This is a genomic window from Pseudomonas sp. B21-056 (assembly GCF_026016325.1).
Classification (GTDB): domain Bacteria; phylum Pseudomonadota; class Gammaproteobacteria; order Pseudomonadales; family Pseudomonadaceae; genus Aquipseudomonas.
The window spans coordinates 764,474-782,350 of sequence record NZ_CP087203.1 but is presented as its reverse complement, the minus strand read 5'-3'; the positions used below and the strand labels follow the sequence as shown (position 1 = coordinate 782,350).

Sequence of the window (17,877 nt, the reverse complement as noted above, 5' to 3'; positions counted from 1 at the left end):
AAATCCAACTTTTCTAACCTTCAGTCAGAAGATCACTAAACTATGAGCGTTCGTCGCCCCGATCCACTGGCCCAGGTCAGTGACTTTGATATTCGTCTGCTGCGCATCTTCCGAAGCGTAGTGGAATGTGGGGGATTCTCCGCAGCGGAAACGGTGCTGGGTATCGGTCGCTCAGCCATCAGCCAGCAGATGAGTGATCTTGAACAGCGCCTGGGTTTGCGCCTGTGTCAGCGCGGACGTGCAGGATTCTCGCTGACGGAAGAAGGTCGCGAGGTCTATCAGTCGGCCCTGCAACTATTGAGTGCGCTGGAAAGCTTTCGCACCGAGGTCAATGGTCTGCATCAACACCTGCGCGGCGAACTGACCATCGGCCTGACCGACAATCTCGTCACCCTCCCCCACATGCGCATCACCCATGCCCTGGCTCAATTGAAGGAGCGCGGGCCCGATGTGCAGATCCAGATCCGCATGATCGCCCCCAACGAAGTCGAGCAAGGCGTTCTCGACGGGCGCCTGCACGTCGGTGTGGTGCCCCAGGCGAGCGCCCTTTCCGGATTGGAGTACCAACCGCTCTACAGCGAACGCTCATTGTTGTATTGCGCGGTCGGGCATCCACTGTTTTATGTGGACGACCTGCAGCTCGATGAAACCCGCCTCAACAGCCAGGACGCCATCGCCCCCACGTTTCGCCTGCCGGCCGAGATCCAGGCCCACTACCAGGCGCTCAACTGCACCGCCAGTGCCTCGGACCGCGAAGGCATGGCGTTCCTGATCCTCACCGGCCGCTACATCGGCTACCTGCCGGATCACTACGCCAGCCTCTGGGTCCAGCAAGGCCGGCTACGCGCCCTGAAACCCGCGACGCGGTTCTACGACCTGAGCCTGGCCTCGGTGACACGCAAGGGCCGCCGGCCTCATCTGGTGCTGGAGAGTTTTCTCGAGAGCCTGGCAGCGACCCGCTAGTGCATTCGCCTTTTGTGACAGCAGCACTTGTCGGATCGATGCCGGTGCGCTATCAACGCATTTGCTTGCCCACAGACCCAGCCCGGAAACGTCCATGACCTTTGAAGTCCCAGCCCACGGTGGCAAGCCCACCGGCCGCATTCGTCAGAAGAACGAAGAGACCATCCTCAAGGCTGCTGAAGATGAATTCGCCCGTCACGGATTCAAAGGCACCAGCATGAATACCATCGCGCTGAACGCCGGGCTGCCCAAGGCGAACCTGCACTATTACTTCGCCAACAAACTCGGGCTGTACGTGGCCGTGCTGAGCAACATCATCGAGTTGTGGGACAGCACCTTCAATACCCTCACCGCCGAGGATGACCCGGCCGAGGCGTTGACCCGCTACATTCGCGCCAAGATGGAGTTCTCCCGTCGCCAACCCCAGGCGTCGCGGATCTTCGCCATGGAGGTGATCAGCGGCGGCGAGTGCCTGACCGAATACTTCAACCAGGATTACCGCACCTGGTTCAAGGGCCGTGCGGCGGTGTTCCAGGCGTGGATCGATGCCGGCAAGATGGACCCGATCGACCCGGTGCACCTGATCTTCCTCTTGTGGGGCAGCACCCAGCATTATGCCGATTTCGCCACCCAGATCTGCCGCGTGACCGGTCGCAGCAAGCTGAGCAAGCAAGACATGATCGATGCCGGCGACAACCTGATCCGTATCATTCTCAAAGGCTGCGGCCTGACACCCACCCTCTAAGACGCTTATGCCTTTTACGCTCGCCGGCTTTTGCGAATACCGCGAAGAAATTCGCAAAAGCCGCTTCATCACCTTCGCGGCCCCCATCACCAGCCCCGCCGATGCCCAGGCCTTTATCGAACAGCACAGCGACCTGAACGCCACACACAACTGCTGGGCCTGGAAACTCGGCGATCAATACCGCAGCAATGACGACGGCGAGCCGGGGGGCACGGCCGGGCGCCCTATCCTGGCGGCGATCGAAGCCCAGGCCTGTGATCAGGTCGTGGTGCTGGTGATCCGTTGGTATGGCGGGATTCAGTTGGGTACCGGCGGACTCGCCCGTGCTTATGGCGGAGGCGCGAACAAGTGCCTGCAAAACGCCGAGAAGCTTGAGCTGATCAGCCGCGTACCGCTGCACTGCACCTGCGGGTTCGCGGAGCTGGCCCTGGTGAAACTGCGGGTCGCTGAATGCGGTGGCCTGGTCAATACGGAAGGGTTTACCGCCAACGGCGTGGAATTACAGTTGGCGGTGGGTGAAGGCCAGATCGACACGCTGCAACGGCAACTGGCCGACTTGAGCCGCGGACGGATTCTGCTGGAGCGTTAGGCTTGATTTGCCCACATCTGCTGTGCGCCCGCTTGTGGATAACCTGAGCACATCCGCCTGTAACCCTTCTGTCATGCGGGTTTTCGGGCGCTGCTCATTTTTCATCCAAAAACCTTGCCGGTGCGCCAAATCCATCAGTAAAACAAACTCTTGCAACGAGTTATCACCTTTAGAACAAAGCCGCCCGGTGCTTATGCCCGAGTTTGCGGCTTGCACACAATTACTGTGGAGCAAGCTGTGGATAAGCCGTTCATGGCTCACGCGACCCCAAGAAGAGCATGGCTCACAGGCGCTTGTTCATTTTTTAACCATTCGTTAGAGAGTGCTCAGGCCTCGATCGAAAATCAGTGTTCTCGCCACGCACGGGTAACATCTGAACAACACCCCACGCCAGCTCGAATAACAGAAATATCCACACCAGCGCGCTGGCGCCGTGCAGCAGTGCGTAAAACATCCAGGACGCAAAGAGCAACCGCCCCGCTGCGTCATACCGTCCGTACAGCGGTCGCGGATCCCGAATCCGCAGCACCGCCCATACGCAAACGATCGAGCCCAGCAGATTGGCCATCAACAGATGCATAGGCGCAAACGGCGGCAGCTCGCCTGGCAGGTCGAGCATCTGGGTCACACCCAGCAACCAGCCGTGCAGGGCGGCGAAACTCCATGGTGTGGCAAATGCTGCCGTTACGATCAGGTCGTACCAGGCGCTACCGAGCACCACGCGACGATATTGCAGTGAAGTCCACATAGGCATTGCTCCAGATAATCAAGGAGCGAAAAGACTAAAGCCTGGGGTATGCTCCAAGGTCAAGCTTTCTGGAGATTGCCATGCTAATCGGGGAACTGGCCCAGGCCTGTGCCGTCAGTCGTGACACGTTGCGCTTCTACGAGCAGCGCGGGCTGATAGCGGCGGGACGCAGTGCCAATGGGTATCGCGACTACCCCGCCGACATGGTGCAACTGGTGCTCTATATCAAGACAGCCCAACGCCTGGGCTTTACCCTCGGCGAGATCGGCAGCAGCGTCGCCACCGTGCGGCAGGCACCCGACCCGGACCTCGCCGTGGCTCAACTGCTACAAAACAAACTGAACCTGATCGAAACCCGCATGACCGAACTAGACGCGTTGCGTCATGAGCTGAAACAACGGCTCGGGCAACGTTGTCCATTAAATCCGTGACCCTTTCTTTCAAGGACGCCTTCCATGAATTCGGCAAAAAACGCATTGATCATCGGCGCCTCCCGGGGCTTGGGCCTTGGCCTGGTGAAGACGTTGCTGAGCGATGGCTGGAACGTGATCGCCACCGTGCGCAACCCGCAGAACGCAGAGGCCCTGAAGGCGCTGGGCCCGGTGCGGATCGAAAAACTCGACATGGACGACCAGCAAGCCGTGATTGCCTTGAGCCAACAGTTCAAGGGCGAAACCTTCGACCTGCTGTTCGTCAATGCCGGCGTCAAAGGCCCCGATAACCAAGCCCCCGGCGGCGCGACCCTGGCCGAGGTCGGCCAGTTGTTCTTCACTAACGCAGTGGCGCCGATCAACCTGGCCCAGCGTTTCGTCGGGCAGATCCGCAATGGCAGCGGCGTGCTGGCGTTCATGAGTTCGGTACTGGGCAGCGTGACCATGCCCGACGCCCCGGAACTGGCGCTGTACAAGGCGAGCAAGGCGGCCCTCAATTCCATGACCAACAGCTTCGTCACTCAACTGGGCGAACAGACATTGACCGTGCTGTCGCTGCATCCAGGCTGGGTGAAGACAGACATGGGCGGTGAAGGAGCGGATATCGACGTTGAAACCAGTACCCGCGGCTTGATCGATCAGGTCAATGCTTTTGCCGGCAAGGGTGGGCATCACTTCGTCAACTACAAGGGCGAGACGATTCCCTGGTAATTCCACGCACAACCTGTGGGAGCGAGCCTGCTCGCGAAAGCGGACGGTCATTCAGCACTGCTGTCGACTGATACATCGCCTTCGCGAGCAGGCTCGCTCCCACATTTGAACTCGGTTGGACGCTGGAAATGTGCACCGCAACCTGAGTAAACTCCGCACCTCGCCCCCCACGGCGACCTGGATCAGCAGACAGGGCATCACTGAGCTGGCTAACCTGAACCCACTTTCAGAGGAGCCGGCCATCATGCCTGCGACCCGTACCTGGATAAAAAATCCCCTCGCCATTTTCACTGCCAACGGCCTCGACGCCCGTAACGGCCTGGTCCTGCAGGATGGCGTGATCGTCGAACTGCTGAGCGCCGGCCAGCGCCCCGCCCAACCTTGTGACCATGTCTTCGACGCCCGTGAGCATGTGATTCTTCCCGGGCTGATCAACACCCATCACCACTTCTACCAGACCCTGACCCGCGCCTGGGCGCCGGTGGTGAACCAGCCGCTGTTCCCGTGGTTGAAAACCCTGTACCCGGTATGGGCGCGGCTGACGCCGGAAAAACTCGCCCTGGCGAGCAAAGTGGCCTTGGCCGAACTGCTGCTGTCGGGCTGCACCACGGCAGCCGACCACCATTATCTGTTCCCCGAAGGCCTGGAAAATGCCATCGATGTACAGGTGCAAAGTGTTCGTGAACTGGGTATGCGCGCGATGCTGACTCGCGGTTCCATGAGCCTGGGCGAAGCCGACGGTGGTTTGCCGCCGCAGCAGACCGTGCAACAGGGCCAGGTGATCCTCGACGATAGCCAGCGGTTGATCGAGCGCTACCATGAGCGCGGCGATGGCGCGCAGATCCAGATTGCCCTGGCGCCCTGCTCGCCGTTTTCGGTCACCCCCGAAATCATGCAGGCCAGCGCTGCCCTGGCGGACCAACTGGATGTTCGCCTGCACACCCACCTGGCCGAAACCCTCGACGAAGAAGATTTCTGTCTGCAACGCTTCGGCCTGCGCACCGTGGATTACCTGGACAGCGTCGGCTGGCTCGGTCCGCGTACCTGGCTGGCCCACGGCATTCACTTCAATCCCGAGGAGATCACCCGCCTCGGTACCGCCGGCACCGGTATCTGCCACTGCCCAAGCTCCAACATGCGCCTGGCCTCGGGCATTTGCCCTACCCTCGAACTGACCGCCGCCGGCGCGCCGCTGGGCCTCGGCGTGGACGGCTCGGCCTCCAACGATGCTTCGAACATGATCCTCGAAACCCGCCAGGCGCTGTACATCCAGCGCCTGCGCTATGGCGCGCAAGCGATCACACCGGAGCGGGTGCTGGGCTGGGCGACCCGGGGGTCGGCAGAACTGCTTGGGCGCAGCGACATCGGCGAACTGGCAGTGGGTAAGCAGGCGGACCTGGCGTTGTTCAAGCTCGACGAACTGCGCTTCTCCGGCAGTCACGATCCGGTTTCAGCGCTGCTGTTGTGCGGCGCGGATCGAGCGGATCGGGTGATGGTCGCAGGGCAATGGCGGGTGGTCGACGGACAGATTGAAGGCCTGGACTTGAAGGGTTTGATTGCCGATCACAGCCAGGCGGCGCGGGAATTGATCGCCGCAACCTGACACACCCAAAAACCTGTGGGAGCGAGCCTGCTCGCGAAAGCGGATTGTCATTCAACATCGATGTCGACTGATACGCCGTCTTCGCGAGCAGGCTCGCTCCCACATGGATTCATTCGCTTCAAAGGCCGAGCAGCGACAACATGATAAACGTCGCGAACAGCACGAAGTGGGTCATGCCCTCGATGGCATTGGTCTCGCCATCGTTGAGGTTGATCGCGCTGACAATCAGGGTGATGAAGATCATCACCGTCTGCACCGGAGTCATTGCCATCTGGAACGGCTGGCCCGTGTAGAGCGCCATGGCTTCCATCACCGGTACCGTCAGGATCACCGTCGACAGCGAGGCCCCCAACGCGATGTTCACCACCGACTGCATGCGATTGGCGAGGGCGGCGCGCAGGGCGGTGAGAATCTCCGGCGCGGCGGAAATGGCCGCCACCAGGATCGCCGTGACCACCGGCGGTGCGCCCGATCCTTCCAGTCCCAGGTCGATGGCCTTGGACATGACTTCGGCCAGCGCGCCGATCACCACCACCCCGAACACCAATGCGCCGATAGAGAACGCCAGGCTGATGGGCTTCGGCTCGGTTTCCACCGGCTCTTTGCGGCGGCGTTTTTCCGGATAGCTGTAGCTGAAAAAGTAACTGTGGGGCCCGACCTGCATACGCAGGAACAGGGTGTACAGCACGAGCATCGCGCCAATGGTGAACGCCGAATAATGCTTCCAGTGCTCCTGGGGAATGAATTCCGGCACCACCATCGACACGCCCATGGCCGTGAGGATCATCACGCTGTAGCTGCGCGCCGAATCATCGTTATAGACCTGCTCGCCATGCTTGAGCCCACCCATCAGCGCCGCGAGCCCGAGAATGCCGTTGATGTCGAGCATCACCGCCGAGTAGATCGTATCGCGCACCAGGGTCGGCGACGCTTCGTTGCTCATCATGATCGCCAGGATCACCACTTCCACCAGCACCGCCGACAGGGTCAGGATCATGGTGCCGTAAGGGTCGCCGACCTTTTCCGCCAGCAACTCGGCGTGATGGGCCACGCGCATCGAGGCTGCGACGATGAAGCCGATCAGTACCAGGCCGCCGACCAGTGCCACGGCCTGCCCATTGCCCAACAACCAGTGCTCCAACGGGTAGGCGACAGCTACGGCGAGCAGGGCCAGACACAGCAGCTTTTCTTGCCTGATCAGAGTAAACATTGCGGACCTTTTACCGTGAGCCGGGATCATGTGCTACAGACTATGCAGTGCCGCGAACGTTTCCTCCGGTTGTGACGCTGTAGAATGCCCACCATTGATGACTGATGAGAAAAGAACATGTACGACTGGCTGAACGCCCTGCCCAAGGCTGAACTGCACCTGCACCTGGAGGGTTCGCTGGAGCCCGAGCTGCTGTTTGCCCTGGCCGAGCGCAACAAGATCGCCCTGCCGTGGAACGACGTCGACACCTTGCGCAAGGCCTATGCCTTCAACAATCTGCAGGAGTTCCTCGACCTGTATTACCAGGGCGCCGACGTGTTGCGCACCTCCCAGGATTTCTACGACCTGACCTGGGCCTACCTGTTGCGTTGCAAGGCGCAGAACGTTATCCACACCGAACCGTTCTTCGACCCGCAGACCCACACCGACCGTGGCATTCCCTTCGAAGTGGTACTCAACGGCATCGCCGCCGCCCTCAAGGACGGCGAGCAGCAACTGGGCATCACCAGCGGGTTGATCCTGAGTTTCCTGCGCCACCTGAGCGAAGAACAGGCCGAGAAAACCCTCGACCAGGCGCTGCCGTTCCGTGACGCGTTCGTCGCCGTCGGCCTGGACAGTTCGGAGATGGGTCATCCGCCCAGCAAGTTCCAGCGGGTGTTCGACCGGGCCCGTAATGAAGGTTTCCTGACCGTCGCCCACGCGGGCGAAGAAGGCCCGCCCGAGTACATCTGGGAAGCCCTGGACCTGCTGAAGATCCAGCGCATCGACCACGGTGTCCGGGCCGTCGAAGACGAGCGGCTGATGCAGCGGATCATCGACGAGCAGATTCCGTTGACGGTATGCCCGCTGTCCAACACCAAGCTGTGCGTGTTCGACGACATGTCGCAACACAACATCCTCGACATGCTCGAGCGCGGTGTGAAGGTGACAGTGAACTCCGATGACCCGGCGTACTTCGGCGGCTACGTCACCGAAAACTTCCACGCCCTGCACACCCACCTGGGCATGACCCAGGACCAGGCCAGACGCCTGGCCCAGAACAGCCTGGATGCGCGGTTGGTAAAGCCTTAAGCCTTGCGTCCAACCCCTTGTGGGAGCGAGCCTGCTCGCGATAGCGGTGTGCCAGTGAGATAAATGCCTGCTGACACACCGCTATCGCGAGCAGGCTCGCTCCCACAGGGGGAAGTGTTCAATCGGCTGTCGTCCCCTCACTCAACTCCTCCAGCGTCTTGCCCCGCGTTTCCATCCCGAACAACCAGACCACACCCGCCGCCACCGCGAAGCACAGCGCGCCCAGACCGAACACGCCGCCCTGCCCGGTGATAGGAAAGACCAGCCCGGTCACCAGCGGCCCCAGCAGCGAACCGATGCGACCGATCGCCGAGGCGAAGCCCGAGCCCGTTGCCCGGGCCGAGGTGGGATACAGCTCCGGCGTGTAGGTGTAAAGCACCGCCCACATGCCGAACAGGAAGAATTGCATCAGCAGTCCGGTGCCGATCAGCAGCCCGGCATTGCCGCCGAACACCGCGCTCTGCCCGTAAAGAAATGCCATCGCCCCGCCGCCCAGCAGGGTGATGACACACACCGGCTTGCGTCCCCAGCGCTCCACCAGCCAGGCAGCCATCAGGAAACCGGGAATCCCGCCGAGGGAAATCAGCACGGTGTAATACACCGACTGAGTCACGGCAAACCCCGACTGCTGCAACAACGCGCTGAGCCAGGACGTCAGCCCGTAGAAACCGAGCAAGGCAAAGAACCAGACGCTCCAGATCATCATCGTGCGTTGGCGATACAACGGCGACCAGATCTGCGCCAGCGCCGAGAAGAAAGTCCCCGGCGTCGTCGCCAACCTCGGCAGGCGAACCGGCTCCGGCAGATCCTGGCGCCCCAGCGAGGCCCGGACCTTGTCTTCGATCCGGCGCAGCACGGCATCCGCCTCGGCATTGCGCCCGGCCTGCTCCAACCAACGGGGGGACTCGGGGATAAAGAAACGAATCGCCAGGACGAACACCGCCGGTATCGCCAGGACCAGGAAGATGTCGCGCCAGCCGACTACCGGCAGCAGGAAATACGACAACACGCCCGCCGCGACGAAACCCAGCGGCCAGAAGCCGTCCATCAGCGCGATGTAACGGCCCCGACGTTGGGCCGGGATCAGTTCCGAGAGCATCGACTGGGCAATCGGAAACTCCATGCCCATGCCGATACCCAGCAGGATGCGAAACAGCGTCAGCGTCTCGACGTCCTGGGCCGTGGAGCACAGGTAGCTGGCTACGCCCCACAGCACGATGCTCCACTGGAACACCGGCTTACGCCCGAACCGGTCCGCCAGCATGCCCGACAGCGAAGCGCCCAGCACCATGCCGAAGAAGCTGGAGCTGGCCAGCAAACCGGCCTGGGCCGTGCTCAGGCCAAACTCGGTTTTGATCGAGCCGAGCAGGAACGTCATCATCGCCAGGTCCATGGAGTCGAAGAAAAACGCCAGGGCGATAATGATGAAGATGACCCGGTGGTAGCCGCTGATGGGCAGCCGCTCCAGACGTTCTGCCGCGCTGTACCCGTGAGTGTCCATGTTGCGTCCCCCCAGTCCGATAGATTCTTGGGCGAGTGTGCGCGAACCTTGCGGCTGGCCAGTGCTGAATGCGACCTGTCGACAGACCTAGAGCGCCATTTCCAACGTATCCTGCCGGGCGAACCGATGGATTTCCTGCTGGCCGAGCACGGTCACCTGCAACGCACGCGAGTCGTTGGGCAGGCTCAGCCACCCCGACTGCATGAACAGTTGCAGCAACGCCGCCCCCAGCGCGCCGCCCAGGTGCGGCCGGCGTTCGCTCCAATCGGGGCAGGCGCAGGCGATGCGGGCGCTGCGATGGGCCAGGGCCTGGATGAACAGGCCATGCCCGGCCAACTGGCTCGCGCCCTTGTGGGTGACGATCACCCGCTGCTCGCATTGCTCGATCCATCCCGCGTCCAGCAGGCGCTGGTACAGATCGGCCGCCAGGGTACCGCCAAGATGATCGTCGCAGAGCCGGGCTCGCAACAGCGAGGCGGGGGCCGACGGCGCCTTGCTCGGTATGACGCCGCGCTTGAAGACGTCCGGAATCTGCCGCGGCGCACTGGCCAGGGTCGCGCTGGCCAGCGCTTCGACCGCCGCGCCGATCTCCGGTGCCGCCAGGCGGAAAAACCGTTTGCGGCCCCTGGCTTCGACTTTCAACAGGCCACCGGCCGACAGTCGTCCCAGATGGGCGCTGGCCGAGGACGGCGACAACCCGGCCAGCAAGGCCAGCTCTTCGGCCTGCCGGGCCGTGCCGTCCATCAAGGCCCACATCATTGCGCTGCGCTTGGGGTCGGCCAGCAGCGTGGCGATCTGGCTGATGCAAGGTGCATGTTCCATGTATTCACTCCCTGTTGAATCATTCGTCTACTGCTCTTGGTGCGCGATGCCGCGCCGATTCAGGCGGCCGCTAGTATAAGCGTGCGGATCAAGCTTTCCTGTCCTCCCGAAACCTTTGGAGGCGATTGTTCGTGAGGGAAAATTCTCTATTTGCCCGCGACTATTGGCCGACTCCCGCCGAGAGCGGAAATTGCGCCGTCAATTCACCACAACGGGCCTGGAGCATTTCCCGCAACAGCTTGATGGGCTTGCTCAACTGCGCCCGATGAGCGCACAGCAGATTGAGCGGCGCGCGCTCACAGTGCAGGTGCGGCAAAAGGATCTTCAAACGCCCGGCCAGCACATCGCTCGAAACGTCCATCCACGACTTGTAGGCAATTCCAGCGCCGGCCACCGCCCAGCGCCGCACCACATCGGCATCGTCACTGAAGCGGTCGCCGCTGACGGTGAGGCTCACCTCCCGCTTGCCGTCATGGAAGCACCAGCGGTCATGAACCCGTGTGCCGAGCATGTACAACAGGCAATTGTGTTGAGCCAGTTGCTCGAGCTGATGGGGTTCGCCGTGGCGGGCCAGATAGTCCGGCGAGGCGCACAACACCCGACGGTTGTCCGCCGCGACAGGCAAGGCCACCAGGCTCGAATCCTCCGGTTCGCCATAACGCAGTGCGATGTCCACCGGCTGCTTGAACAGGTCGGCAATGCGATCACCCAGCAACAGCCGCACGGTAAGCCCGGGGTGCTCGCCCTGGAACTCATCCAGCCAGGGCAGCAGCAGGTTGCGTCCCAGGTCCGATGGCGCGGACAACTGCAAGACACCGCTGACCTGATCCTGGCCACTGGTCAACAGCCTTCGCCCCTCGTCCAGGCTGCCCAGTGCCGCCCGGGCATATTCGAGAAAGCCTTCGCCCTCGGCGGTCAGGCGCAGGCTGCGGGTGGAACGGGCCAGCAAGCGGGCGCCGAGGTGCTGTTCGATCCGCTTCAACGCGGCACTGGCCACCGCCGCCGACAGATCCATGACCCTGGCAGCGGCAGAAAGACTGCCCAGATCCGCCGCCCGGACAAACAGCTGCAGGTCATCGAATCTAAGCATGGCGACTCCATTATCAAAAATTCATTGAAAGAGCCTGTTCTTTTAGCCGGTTTTATCGCGTCGATAAATGGCTAAACATGGGCGCCATCGAACTCACCTCACGGAGCCCGCTTCATGAAAACCATCGCCTACTACCATTCGTTGCCGATCACCGACCCGCAATCGCTGCAAGATATCGAGTTGCCGGAGCCCGTCGCCGGGCCGCGAGATCTATTGGTAGAAGTCAAAGCCATTTCGGTGAATCCGGTGGACACCAAGGTCCGCCAGAACGTCCAGCCCGAAGGCGGCGCAGCCAAGGTGCTGGGTTGGGATGTGGCCGGCGTGGTCAAGGCCGTGGGCAGCGAAGTCTCCCTGTTCAAGGCCGGTGACAAGGTGTTCTATGCCGGGTCCATTGCCCGCGCGGGCGGCAACAGCGAATTGCATGCAGTGGATGAGCGTATTGTCGGCCACATGCCCAGGACCCTCGGCTTCGCCGAAGCGGCTGCACTGCCACTGACGGCCATTACCGCTTGGGAGTTGTTGTTCGAACGGTTGCAAATCCAGGAAGGCCAGGCGCCTTCGGACCAGAGCCTGTTGATCGTCGGCGCCGCGGGAGGCGTGGGCTCGATCCTGACGCAACTGGCCAGCCGGCTCACCGGACTGAAAGTCATCGGTACCGCTTCCCGGCCGCAGACCCAGGATTGGGTGCGCAGCCTGGGCGCCGACCTGGTGATCGACCACAGCCAACCGCTGAGCGTGGTCATGAAGGAAGCAGGCCAGCATCAGGTCACTCACGTCGCCAGCCTGACCCAGACCGACCAGCACCTGGATCAGTTGGTCGAAGCCCTGGCGCCCCAAGGCAAGCTGGCATTGATCGATGATCCCAAGGCCCTGGACGTGACCAAGCTCAAACGCAAGAGTCTGTCCTTGCATTGGGAATTCATGTACACCCGCTCGCTGTTCGAGACGGCCGACATGATCGAGCAACACAACCTGCTCAATCGTGTTGCCGGGTTGATCGACGCCGGCACCTTGAAGACCACCGTCGGCGAGCACTTCGGCACCATCAACGCCGAAAACCTGCGCCGGGCCCACGCGCTGCTGGAAAGCGGTAAAGCCAAGGGCAAGATCGTGCTCGAAGGTTTCTGACCGTCCTGCCTGGCACACAAGCTCAAGGCAGATAACCTGTGGCGAGGGGATTTATCCCCTCGCCACACATAAACCTCCTTGCCACAATGATTGCTCGCAAAAAAAAAGATCGAACCGTCAGTCCGAGAATTGACCATTGTCACAATTGCGATCGCATTCCGGTCTACACTCGAGGCCTTTGCAACGCAATCTTTTACGTGAGGAGGTCAGCAATGAAGATCCTGATAAAAGAAGTGGCAAAATCCCAATGGCAAGTGCGTCTTGACCAGCACGCAGTCACCTTCCGCACCGAGGCCGAAGCCAAAGCCTTCGCCACCACCCTGCAAGCGCGCATCCACGCGCCGCACCACTTCCCCGAACAGCAACAACGCGCGGCCTGCTGAATCAGCCCTGCCGGCTGGCTTGTGCCAGCGCCCGGGCATTTTGCAAGCGTCGGGTCAGCATGGCTGCGCTCACCACCAGCAGTCCGCACAGACTGATGACCATCGCCATCGGCACTGCGGTGCCGTCGTGCAGGGCCGCCACCAGCGCGGCGGCTCCGGCGGCCACGGAAAACTGCAGACATCCCAGCATCGCCGACGCGCTGCCGGCCCGAGCACCCTGCCCGTTCATGGCGCAGGCGGATGCATTAGGAATGATGCATCCGAGGCTGGCGATACAGATGAACAATGGGATCAGCAATGGCCACAAGCGCTCAGGCTGCAAAGCGCAGACCGCCAGCAGGCTCAACCCGGCCGTCAGGTAGACCCACACCGCACGGGTCAGCAGGAAGGCCGGGCCACGCTTGGACAGCAACCGGGCATTGACCTGCGCCACCAGGATAAAACCTGCCGCGTTGGTGCCGAACAGCCAGCCGAAGTGCTCGGCCGGTACGCCGTAGAGCTTGATGAATACGAAAGGCGAACCGGCGATGTAGGCGAACATCCCGGCAATGGCAATCCCGCCCGTCAAGGCATGCCCGAGGAAAACCGAGTCGGTCAGCAGCCTGCCGTATTGGCGCAACGCCCCTGACAGCGGTTGCCGAGGCACATGGGCCGGCAGGCTCTCGGGCAGCCACAGGGCCACGGCCGTCGCCGCCACGGCGCTGAACAGGGTCAGGCCGATGAAGATCGACTGCCAGCCATGCAGGTTCACCAGCCATCCGCCCAGCATCGGCGCGAGAATCGGCGCCAGGCCCATCACCAGCATCAGTTGCGAGAACACCTTGGCCGAGCCCACGGCATCGCATTTGTCACTGACCACGGCCCGGGAAATCACCATCCCGGCACATCCGCCCAAGGCCTGGACGAAGCGTGCGCCGATCAGCCATTCGAGGCTCGGCGCGTAGGCGCAGGCCAGGGAGGCCAGGGTGAACAAACCGACCCCGACCAGCAGTGGAATCCGCCGCCCGAAGCGATCCGCCACCGGTCCGTAGGCCAACTGCCCGATGGACAGTCCGAGGAAATAGGCGGCCAGGGTCAGTTGGATGTGTTTTTCGTCCGTGCCGAAGGCGGTGGCCATGGCCGGGAAGGCAGGCAGGTAGAAGTCGATCGCCAAGGGACCGAAAGCGCTCAAGGCGCCAAGAATCAGAAGGGTACGAAGGTTCATCGGGCGTCCGTCAGGCATCAGTCAGCAGCCCGACAGTCTAGCCCTGCCGGGCGCTCTTGAACATTCCGATAGGTCGCTAACGATTAAAAATATTCAGGCGGGGCTGACCTCGTAGCCTTCTTCCTGGATAACACCGATCAGGATATTGGCCGGCAACGAACTCTGGACCCGGACGGTCCTGGCGCCCAGGTCGATCTGCACATCGGCCGCCGGATCCCGGGCCTGTACAGCCTGGGTGATGGCCTTGACGCAGTGACCGCAGGACATGCCCTGGACATTGAATGTTTGCATCGGGTGACTCCTTGGCAATGGAAGTTGCCGGCAGTTTCAAGCTTGCCATCATGGCAAGGTCAAGTTCTGATAAAAACTGCCGGGCTGGCAATCGGCGTCGCGCTCGGCCAAGCTGCACCTATCAAGGATTCCACACCGGAGGTTCGGCCATGCGCTGGTCAGCGTTCAGCCTGTTTTGCATGTTAGGTTTTTCAGCGATGGCCCCCCAGGCATCGGCTGCCGGCGAAGATTACGGTGTGCTGATCATTTCCCGGGAGCGCCTGGAAGTGTCGACCTCCTGCGAGATCGGTATCTACGTCCAGGATCAGCTCACCGCCCGGCTCTTCCAGGAAGACAGCACCTCCTTCAACTTGCCTCCGGGCCGGTTCTCCCTGCGCCTGAAGTTGCTGCCTGGCCAGGCACCGGGTTGCAATCCGGGCATGCTCGCGCCGGGTTCCCAGGAGATTACGATCAGGGCCGGTGACATCCTGAAGTACCGTATCGCCATGAATGAACAAGGGATGTACCTCAAGCAGGCCGGGCTCGGTTACTGACCCCGCCCGGCCCCCCTGTGGGAGCGAGCCTGCTCGCGATGGCGGTGTATCAGTTGATAGAAGTGCCGACTGACATACCGCCATCGCGAGCAAGCTCGCTCCCACAAAGGCTTTTTGGATTCGCGCTTGACCTTGCCAACATGGCAAGGTTGATCCTGTAGTCATTCACTACAGGGAGCCCGACCGATGTCCGAATCCACCACTTTCGACCTGCCGATTACCGGCATGACCTGCGCCAGCTGCGCCGGCCGGGTCGAACGGGCCTTGAGCAAAGTCGCCGGCGTGAGCAACGTCAGCGTCAACCTCGCCAATGAGCGGGCCCACCTTGAATTGCTTGGACAGGTCGATCCGCAAATCCTGATCGATGCCGTCAAGCGCGCGGGTTACGACGCCAGCGTCTGGCAGGCCGAGCAGCCTCATGACATTCAGCCACAGCTCCAGAATCGTGAGCGTCTGATCCTGGTATTGGCGATTCTGTTGTCCGTGCCACTGGTGCTGCCGATGCTGCTGCAGCCGCTCGGTGTGCCCTGGATGCTCCCGGCCTGGGCGCAGTTCGCCCTGGCGACGCCGGTGCAATTCATCTTCGGTGCGCGCTTTTATGTCGCGGCCTTCAAAGCCGTGCGGGCCGGGGCCGGCAACATGGACCTGCTGGTGGCCCTGGGCACCAGCGCCGGCTACGGCCTGAGCCTGTATGAATGGATCATTGCCCGCCCCGGCAGCATGCCGCACCTGTATTTCGAAGCATCGGCCGTGGTGATCGCGCTGGTCTTGCTGGGCAAATACCTGGAAAGCCGTGCCAAGCGTCAGACCGCCAGCGCCATTCGCGCCCTCGAAGCCTTGCGGCCGGAGCGGGCTATCCAGGTGATCGATGGCGAGGAGCGGGATGTCGCCATCAGCGCCCTGCGTATAAATGACCTGGTGCTGGTCAAGCCCGGTGAGCGCTTTCCGGTGGACGGTGAAGTGCTGGAGGGCCAGAGCCATGCCGACGAAGCGCTGATCAGCGGCGAGAGCCTGCCGGTGTCCAAACAACCCGGCGACAAGGTCACCGGTGGCGCGATCAACGGCGAAGGTCGCCTGCTGGTGCGCACCCAGGCCCTTGACGCCGAATCGGTGCTGACGCGCATCATCCGCCTGGTGGAAGACGCCCAGGCGGCCAAGGCCCCCATACAGAAACTGGTGGATAAGGTCAGCCAGGTCTTCGTCCCGGTGGTCCTGGTGCTGGCCCTGGCGACGCTGGTCGGCTGGTGGTTTTACGGTGCGCCGCTGGAAACCGCGCTGATCAACGCCGTCGCCGTGTTGGTGATCGCTTGTCCCTGCGCCCTGGGCCTGGCGACACCCACGGCAATCATGGCCGGGACGGGCGTGGCGGCGCGCCACGGGATCCTGATCAAGGACGCCGAGGCGCTGGAACGTGCCCATGAAGTCGATACGGTGGTGTTCGACAAGACCGGAACCTTGACCTCCGGTACACCGCGCATTGTCCATTCATGTGCCTTGGACGGTGACGAGACTACGCTGCTGCAAATGGCCGGCGCCCTGCAGCGCGGCAGCGAACACCCCCTCGCCAAAGCCGTACTGGACGCCTGCGCCGAGCGTGGCCTGAGCGTGCCGGATGTCAGCGACAGCCAGGCCCTGCCCGGACGCGGCATTGGCGGCAGCCTCGATGGACGCCGCCTGGCCCTGGGCAATCGGCGCCTGCTGGACGAGTCGGACCTGGACGCCGGCTCGCTGGCCGAATCGGCACAGGCCTGGGAAACCGAAGGCCGGACCGTGTCCTGGTTGATCGAACAAGGCGCGACATCGCAGGTGTTGGGTCTGTTGGCCTTCGGCGACACCCTCAAGCCTGGCGCTCTCGCGACTGTGCAGGCCCTGGATGCACGACGTATTGCCAGCCATTTGCTCACCGGCGACAACCGGGGCAGCGCCCGGGTGGTGGCCCAGGCGCTGGGGATCGTCAACGTGCATGCCGAAGTGCTGCCGGGAGACAAATCCGCCATTGTCCTTGAGCTGAAGAAAAACGCCGTGGTGGCGATGGTCGGGGATGGCATCAACGACGCCCCGGCCCTGGCCGCCGCGGACATCGGCATCGCCATGGGCGGCGGCACCGACGTGGCGATGCACGCCGCCGGCATCACCCTCATGCGCGGCGACCCGCGACTGGTGCCGGCGGCATTGGAGATCAGCCGCAAGACCTACGCCAAGATCCGCCAGAACCTGTTCTGGGCGTTCGTCTATAACCTGATCGGCATCCCGCTGGCCGCCTTCGGCTTGCTGAATCCGGTGCTGGCCGGCGCGGCCATGGCGTTGTCCAGCGTCAGCGTGGTGAGCAATGCGCTACTGTTGAAACTCTGGACACCCGGGCACCTGGAGGACAAACGATGAACATCGGCCAAGCGGCCCGCCAGAGCGGCCTGAGCGCGAAGATGATCCGGTATTACGAGTCCATCGGACTGCTCAAGGCAGCCCATCGGACCGACAGCGGCTACCGGATCTACGGCACCGATGACCTGCACACACTGGCCTTCATCAAGCGCTCCCGGGACCTGGGCTTTTCTTTAGAGGAAGTCGGCAAACTGCTGACCCTCTGGCAGGACCGCCAACGGGCCAGCGCCGACGTCAAGATCCTGGCCCGGCAACACATCGACGAACTGAACCAGAAAATCCGCGAACTGGCCGAACTGCGCGACACCCTCCAGGACCTGGTGGAACACTGCCACGGCGACCACCGCCCGGACTGCCCGATCCTCAAGGAACTGGCGTCGGGGTGTTGCAAGGAAACGGTCAACGCCTGACACCCAGCCCCACAGGGGATTACCGGTGAACACGGATGTTCTGTTCACCCGAGACCAGGGTG

Annotated in this window: 19 protein-coding genes; 12 read left to right on the top strand and 7 right to left on the bottom strand. The window is 62.3% G+C overall.

Annotation, left to right across the window (positions count from 1 at the left end; all coding sequences use genetic code 11):
• Nucleotides 1-42: 42 nt before the first annotated feature.
• From LOY67_RS03385 to LOY67_RS03375, 3 genes are all read left to right on the top strand, one after another.
• Nucleotides 43-963, top strand: a complete 921-nt coding sequence (locus tag LOY67_RS03385; protein WP_265065947.1) for a LysR family transcriptional regulator — start codon at nt 43-45, stop codon at nt 961-963.
• A 94-nt stretch (nt 964-1,057) separates the two neighbouring features.
• Complete coding sequence (locus LOY67_RS03380; RefSeq protein WP_265065946.1) at nt 1,058-1,708, top strand: TetR/AcrR family transcriptional regulator; 651 nt, start codon at nt 1,058-1,060, stop codon at nt 1,706-1,708.
• Nucleotides 1,709-1,715: 7 nt separating this feature from the next.
• Nucleotides 1,716-2,297: an IMPACT family protein gene (locus LOY67_RS03375; protein ID WP_265065945.1), complete on the top strand. Its 582-nt coding sequence runs from the start codon at nt 1,716-1,718 to the stop codon at nt 2,295-2,297.
• 304 nt (nt 2,298-2,601) lie between these two features.
• On the opposite strand, the gene LOY67_RS03370 is transcribed toward LOY67_RS03375, so the two are convergent.
• A complete protein-coding gene (locus LOY67_RS03370; protein ID WP_265065944.1) occupies nt 2,602-3,045 on the bottom strand; it encodes a hypothetical protein in 444 nt (147 codons plus the stop codon).
• An 80-nt stretch (nt 3,046-3,125) separates the two neighbouring features.
• Between LOY67_RS03370 and LOY67_RS03365 the strand changes: the two genes are divergently transcribed.
• The 3 genes from LOY67_RS03365 to LOY67_RS03355 all read left to right on the top strand — a co-directional run bounded on the left by LOY67_RS03365 (nt 3,126) and on the right by LOY67_RS03355 (nt 5,790).
• Entirely contained in the window at nt 3,126-3,476 is a 351-nt protein-coding gene (locus LOY67_RS03365) for a MerR family transcriptional regulator (RefSeq protein ID WP_265065943.1), read from the top strand.
• Between the two features lie 24 nt (nt 3,477-3,500).
• Nucleotides 3,501-4,187, top strand: coding sequence for an SDR family oxidoreductase (locus LOY67_RS03360; RefSeq protein ID WP_265065942.1), 687 nt, complete (start codon nt 3,501-3,503; stop codon nt 4,185-4,187).
• A 244-nt stretch (nt 4,188-4,431) separates the two neighbouring features.
• Complete coding sequence (locus tag LOY67_RS03355) at nt 4,432-5,790, top strand: 8-oxoguanine deaminase (protein ID WP_265065941.1); 1,359 nt, start codon at nt 4,432-4,434, stop codon at nt 5,788-5,790.
• A 118-nt stretch (nt 5,791-5,908) separates the two neighbouring features.
• Here LOY67_RS03355 and LOY67_RS03345 read toward each other — a convergent pair whose 3' ends face one another.
• Complete coding sequence (locus LOY67_RS03345) at nt 5,909-7,000, bottom strand: calcium:proton antiporter (protein ID WP_265065940.1); 1,092 nt, start codon at nt 6,998-7,000, stop codon at nt 5,909-5,911.
• Between the two features lie 117 nt (nt 7,001-7,117).
• Here LOY67_RS03345 and LOY67_RS03340 point away from each other — a divergent pair, with 117 nt between their 5' ends.
• Entirely contained in the window at nt 7,118-8,071 is a 954-nt protein-coding gene (locus LOY67_RS03340; RefSeq protein ID WP_265065939.1) for an adenosine deaminase, read from the top strand.
• Between the two features lie 118 nt (nt 8,072-8,189).
• On the opposite strand, the gene LOY67_RS03335 is transcribed toward LOY67_RS03340, so the two are convergent.
• From LOY67_RS03335 to LOY67_RS03325, 3 genes are all read right to left on the bottom strand, one after another.
• Nucleotides 8,190-9,572, bottom strand: coding sequence for an MFS transporter (locus LOY67_RS03335; protein WP_265065938.1), 1,383 nt, complete (start codon nt 9,570-9,572; stop codon nt 8,190-8,192).
• 87 nt (nt 9,573-9,659) lie between these two features.
• Nucleotides 9,660-10,394 carry an ArsR/SmtB family transcription factor gene (locus LOY67_RS03330; RefSeq protein WP_265065937.1) on the bottom strand — a complete coding sequence of 245 codons (735 nt, stop codon included), beginning with the start codon at nt 10,392-10,394 and terminating at the stop codon, nt 9,660-9,662.
• Nucleotides 10,395-10,554: 160 nt separating this feature from the next.
• Nucleotides 10,555-11,484, bottom strand: a complete 930-nt coding sequence (locus tag LOY67_RS03325) for a LysR family transcriptional regulator (RefSeq protein ID WP_265065936.1) — start codon at nt 11,482-11,484, stop codon at nt 10,555-10,557.
• A gap of 114 nt (nt 11,485-11,598) precedes the next feature.
• Between LOY67_RS03325 and LOY67_RS03320 the strand changes: the two genes are divergently transcribed.
• Both LOY67_RS03320 and LOY67_RS03315 read left to right on the top strand, forming a co-directional pair.
• Nucleotides 11,599-12,612, top strand: coding sequence for a zinc-binding alcohol dehydrogenase family protein (locus LOY67_RS03320; RefSeq protein ID WP_265065935.1), 1,014 nt, complete (start codon nt 11,599-11,601; stop codon nt 12,610-12,612).
• Between the two features lie 212 nt (nt 12,613-12,824).
• A complete protein-coding gene (locus LOY67_RS03315; protein WP_167355722.1) occupies nt 12,825-12,995 on the top strand; it encodes a hypothetical protein in 171 nt (56 codons plus the stop codon).
• Between the two features lies 1 nt (nt 12,996).
• Here LOY67_RS03315 and LOY67_RS03310 read toward each other — a convergent pair whose 3' ends face one another.
• Nucleotides 12,997-14,199, bottom strand: a complete 1,203-nt coding sequence (locus LOY67_RS03310) for a multidrug effflux MFS transporter (RefSeq protein ID WP_265065934.1) — start codon at nt 14,197-14,199, stop codon at nt 12,997-12,999.
• 93 nt (nt 14,200-14,292) lie between these two features.
• On the bottom strand, nt 14,293-14,490 hold the full coding sequence (locus tag LOY67_RS03305) for a heavy-metal-associated domain-containing protein (protein ID WP_265065933.1): 198 nt from the start codon (nt 14,488-14,490) through the stop codon (nt 14,293-14,295).
• A 149-nt stretch (nt 14,491-14,639) separates the two neighbouring features.
• Here LOY67_RS03305 and LOY67_RS03300 point away from each other — a divergent pair, with 149 nt between their 5' ends.
• The 3 genes from LOY67_RS03300 (at nt 14,640) to cueR (ending at nt 17,815) form a co-directional block, all read left to right on the top strand.
• Complete coding sequence (locus LOY67_RS03300) at nt 14,640-15,023, top strand: hypothetical protein (RefSeq protein WP_265065932.1); 384 nt, start codon at nt 14,640-14,642, stop codon at nt 15,021-15,023.
• Nucleotides 15,024-15,209: 186 nt separating this feature from the next.
• Nucleotides 15,210-17,405 (top strand): heavy metal translocating P-type ATPase, encoded by a 2,196-nt coding sequence (locus LOY67_RS03295; RefSeq protein WP_265065931.1) that lies wholly within the window; start codon nt 15,210-15,212, stop codon nt 17,403-17,405.
• A complete protein-coding gene (gene cueR / locus LOY67_RS03290) occupies nt 17,402-17,815 on the top strand; it encodes a Cu(I)-responsive transcriptional regulator (protein ID WP_265065930.1) in 414 nt (137 codons plus the stop codon). Before LOY67_RS03295 ends, cueR begins: the two co-directional genes overlap by 4 nt.
• Nucleotides 17,816-17,877: the final 62 nt, after the last annotated feature.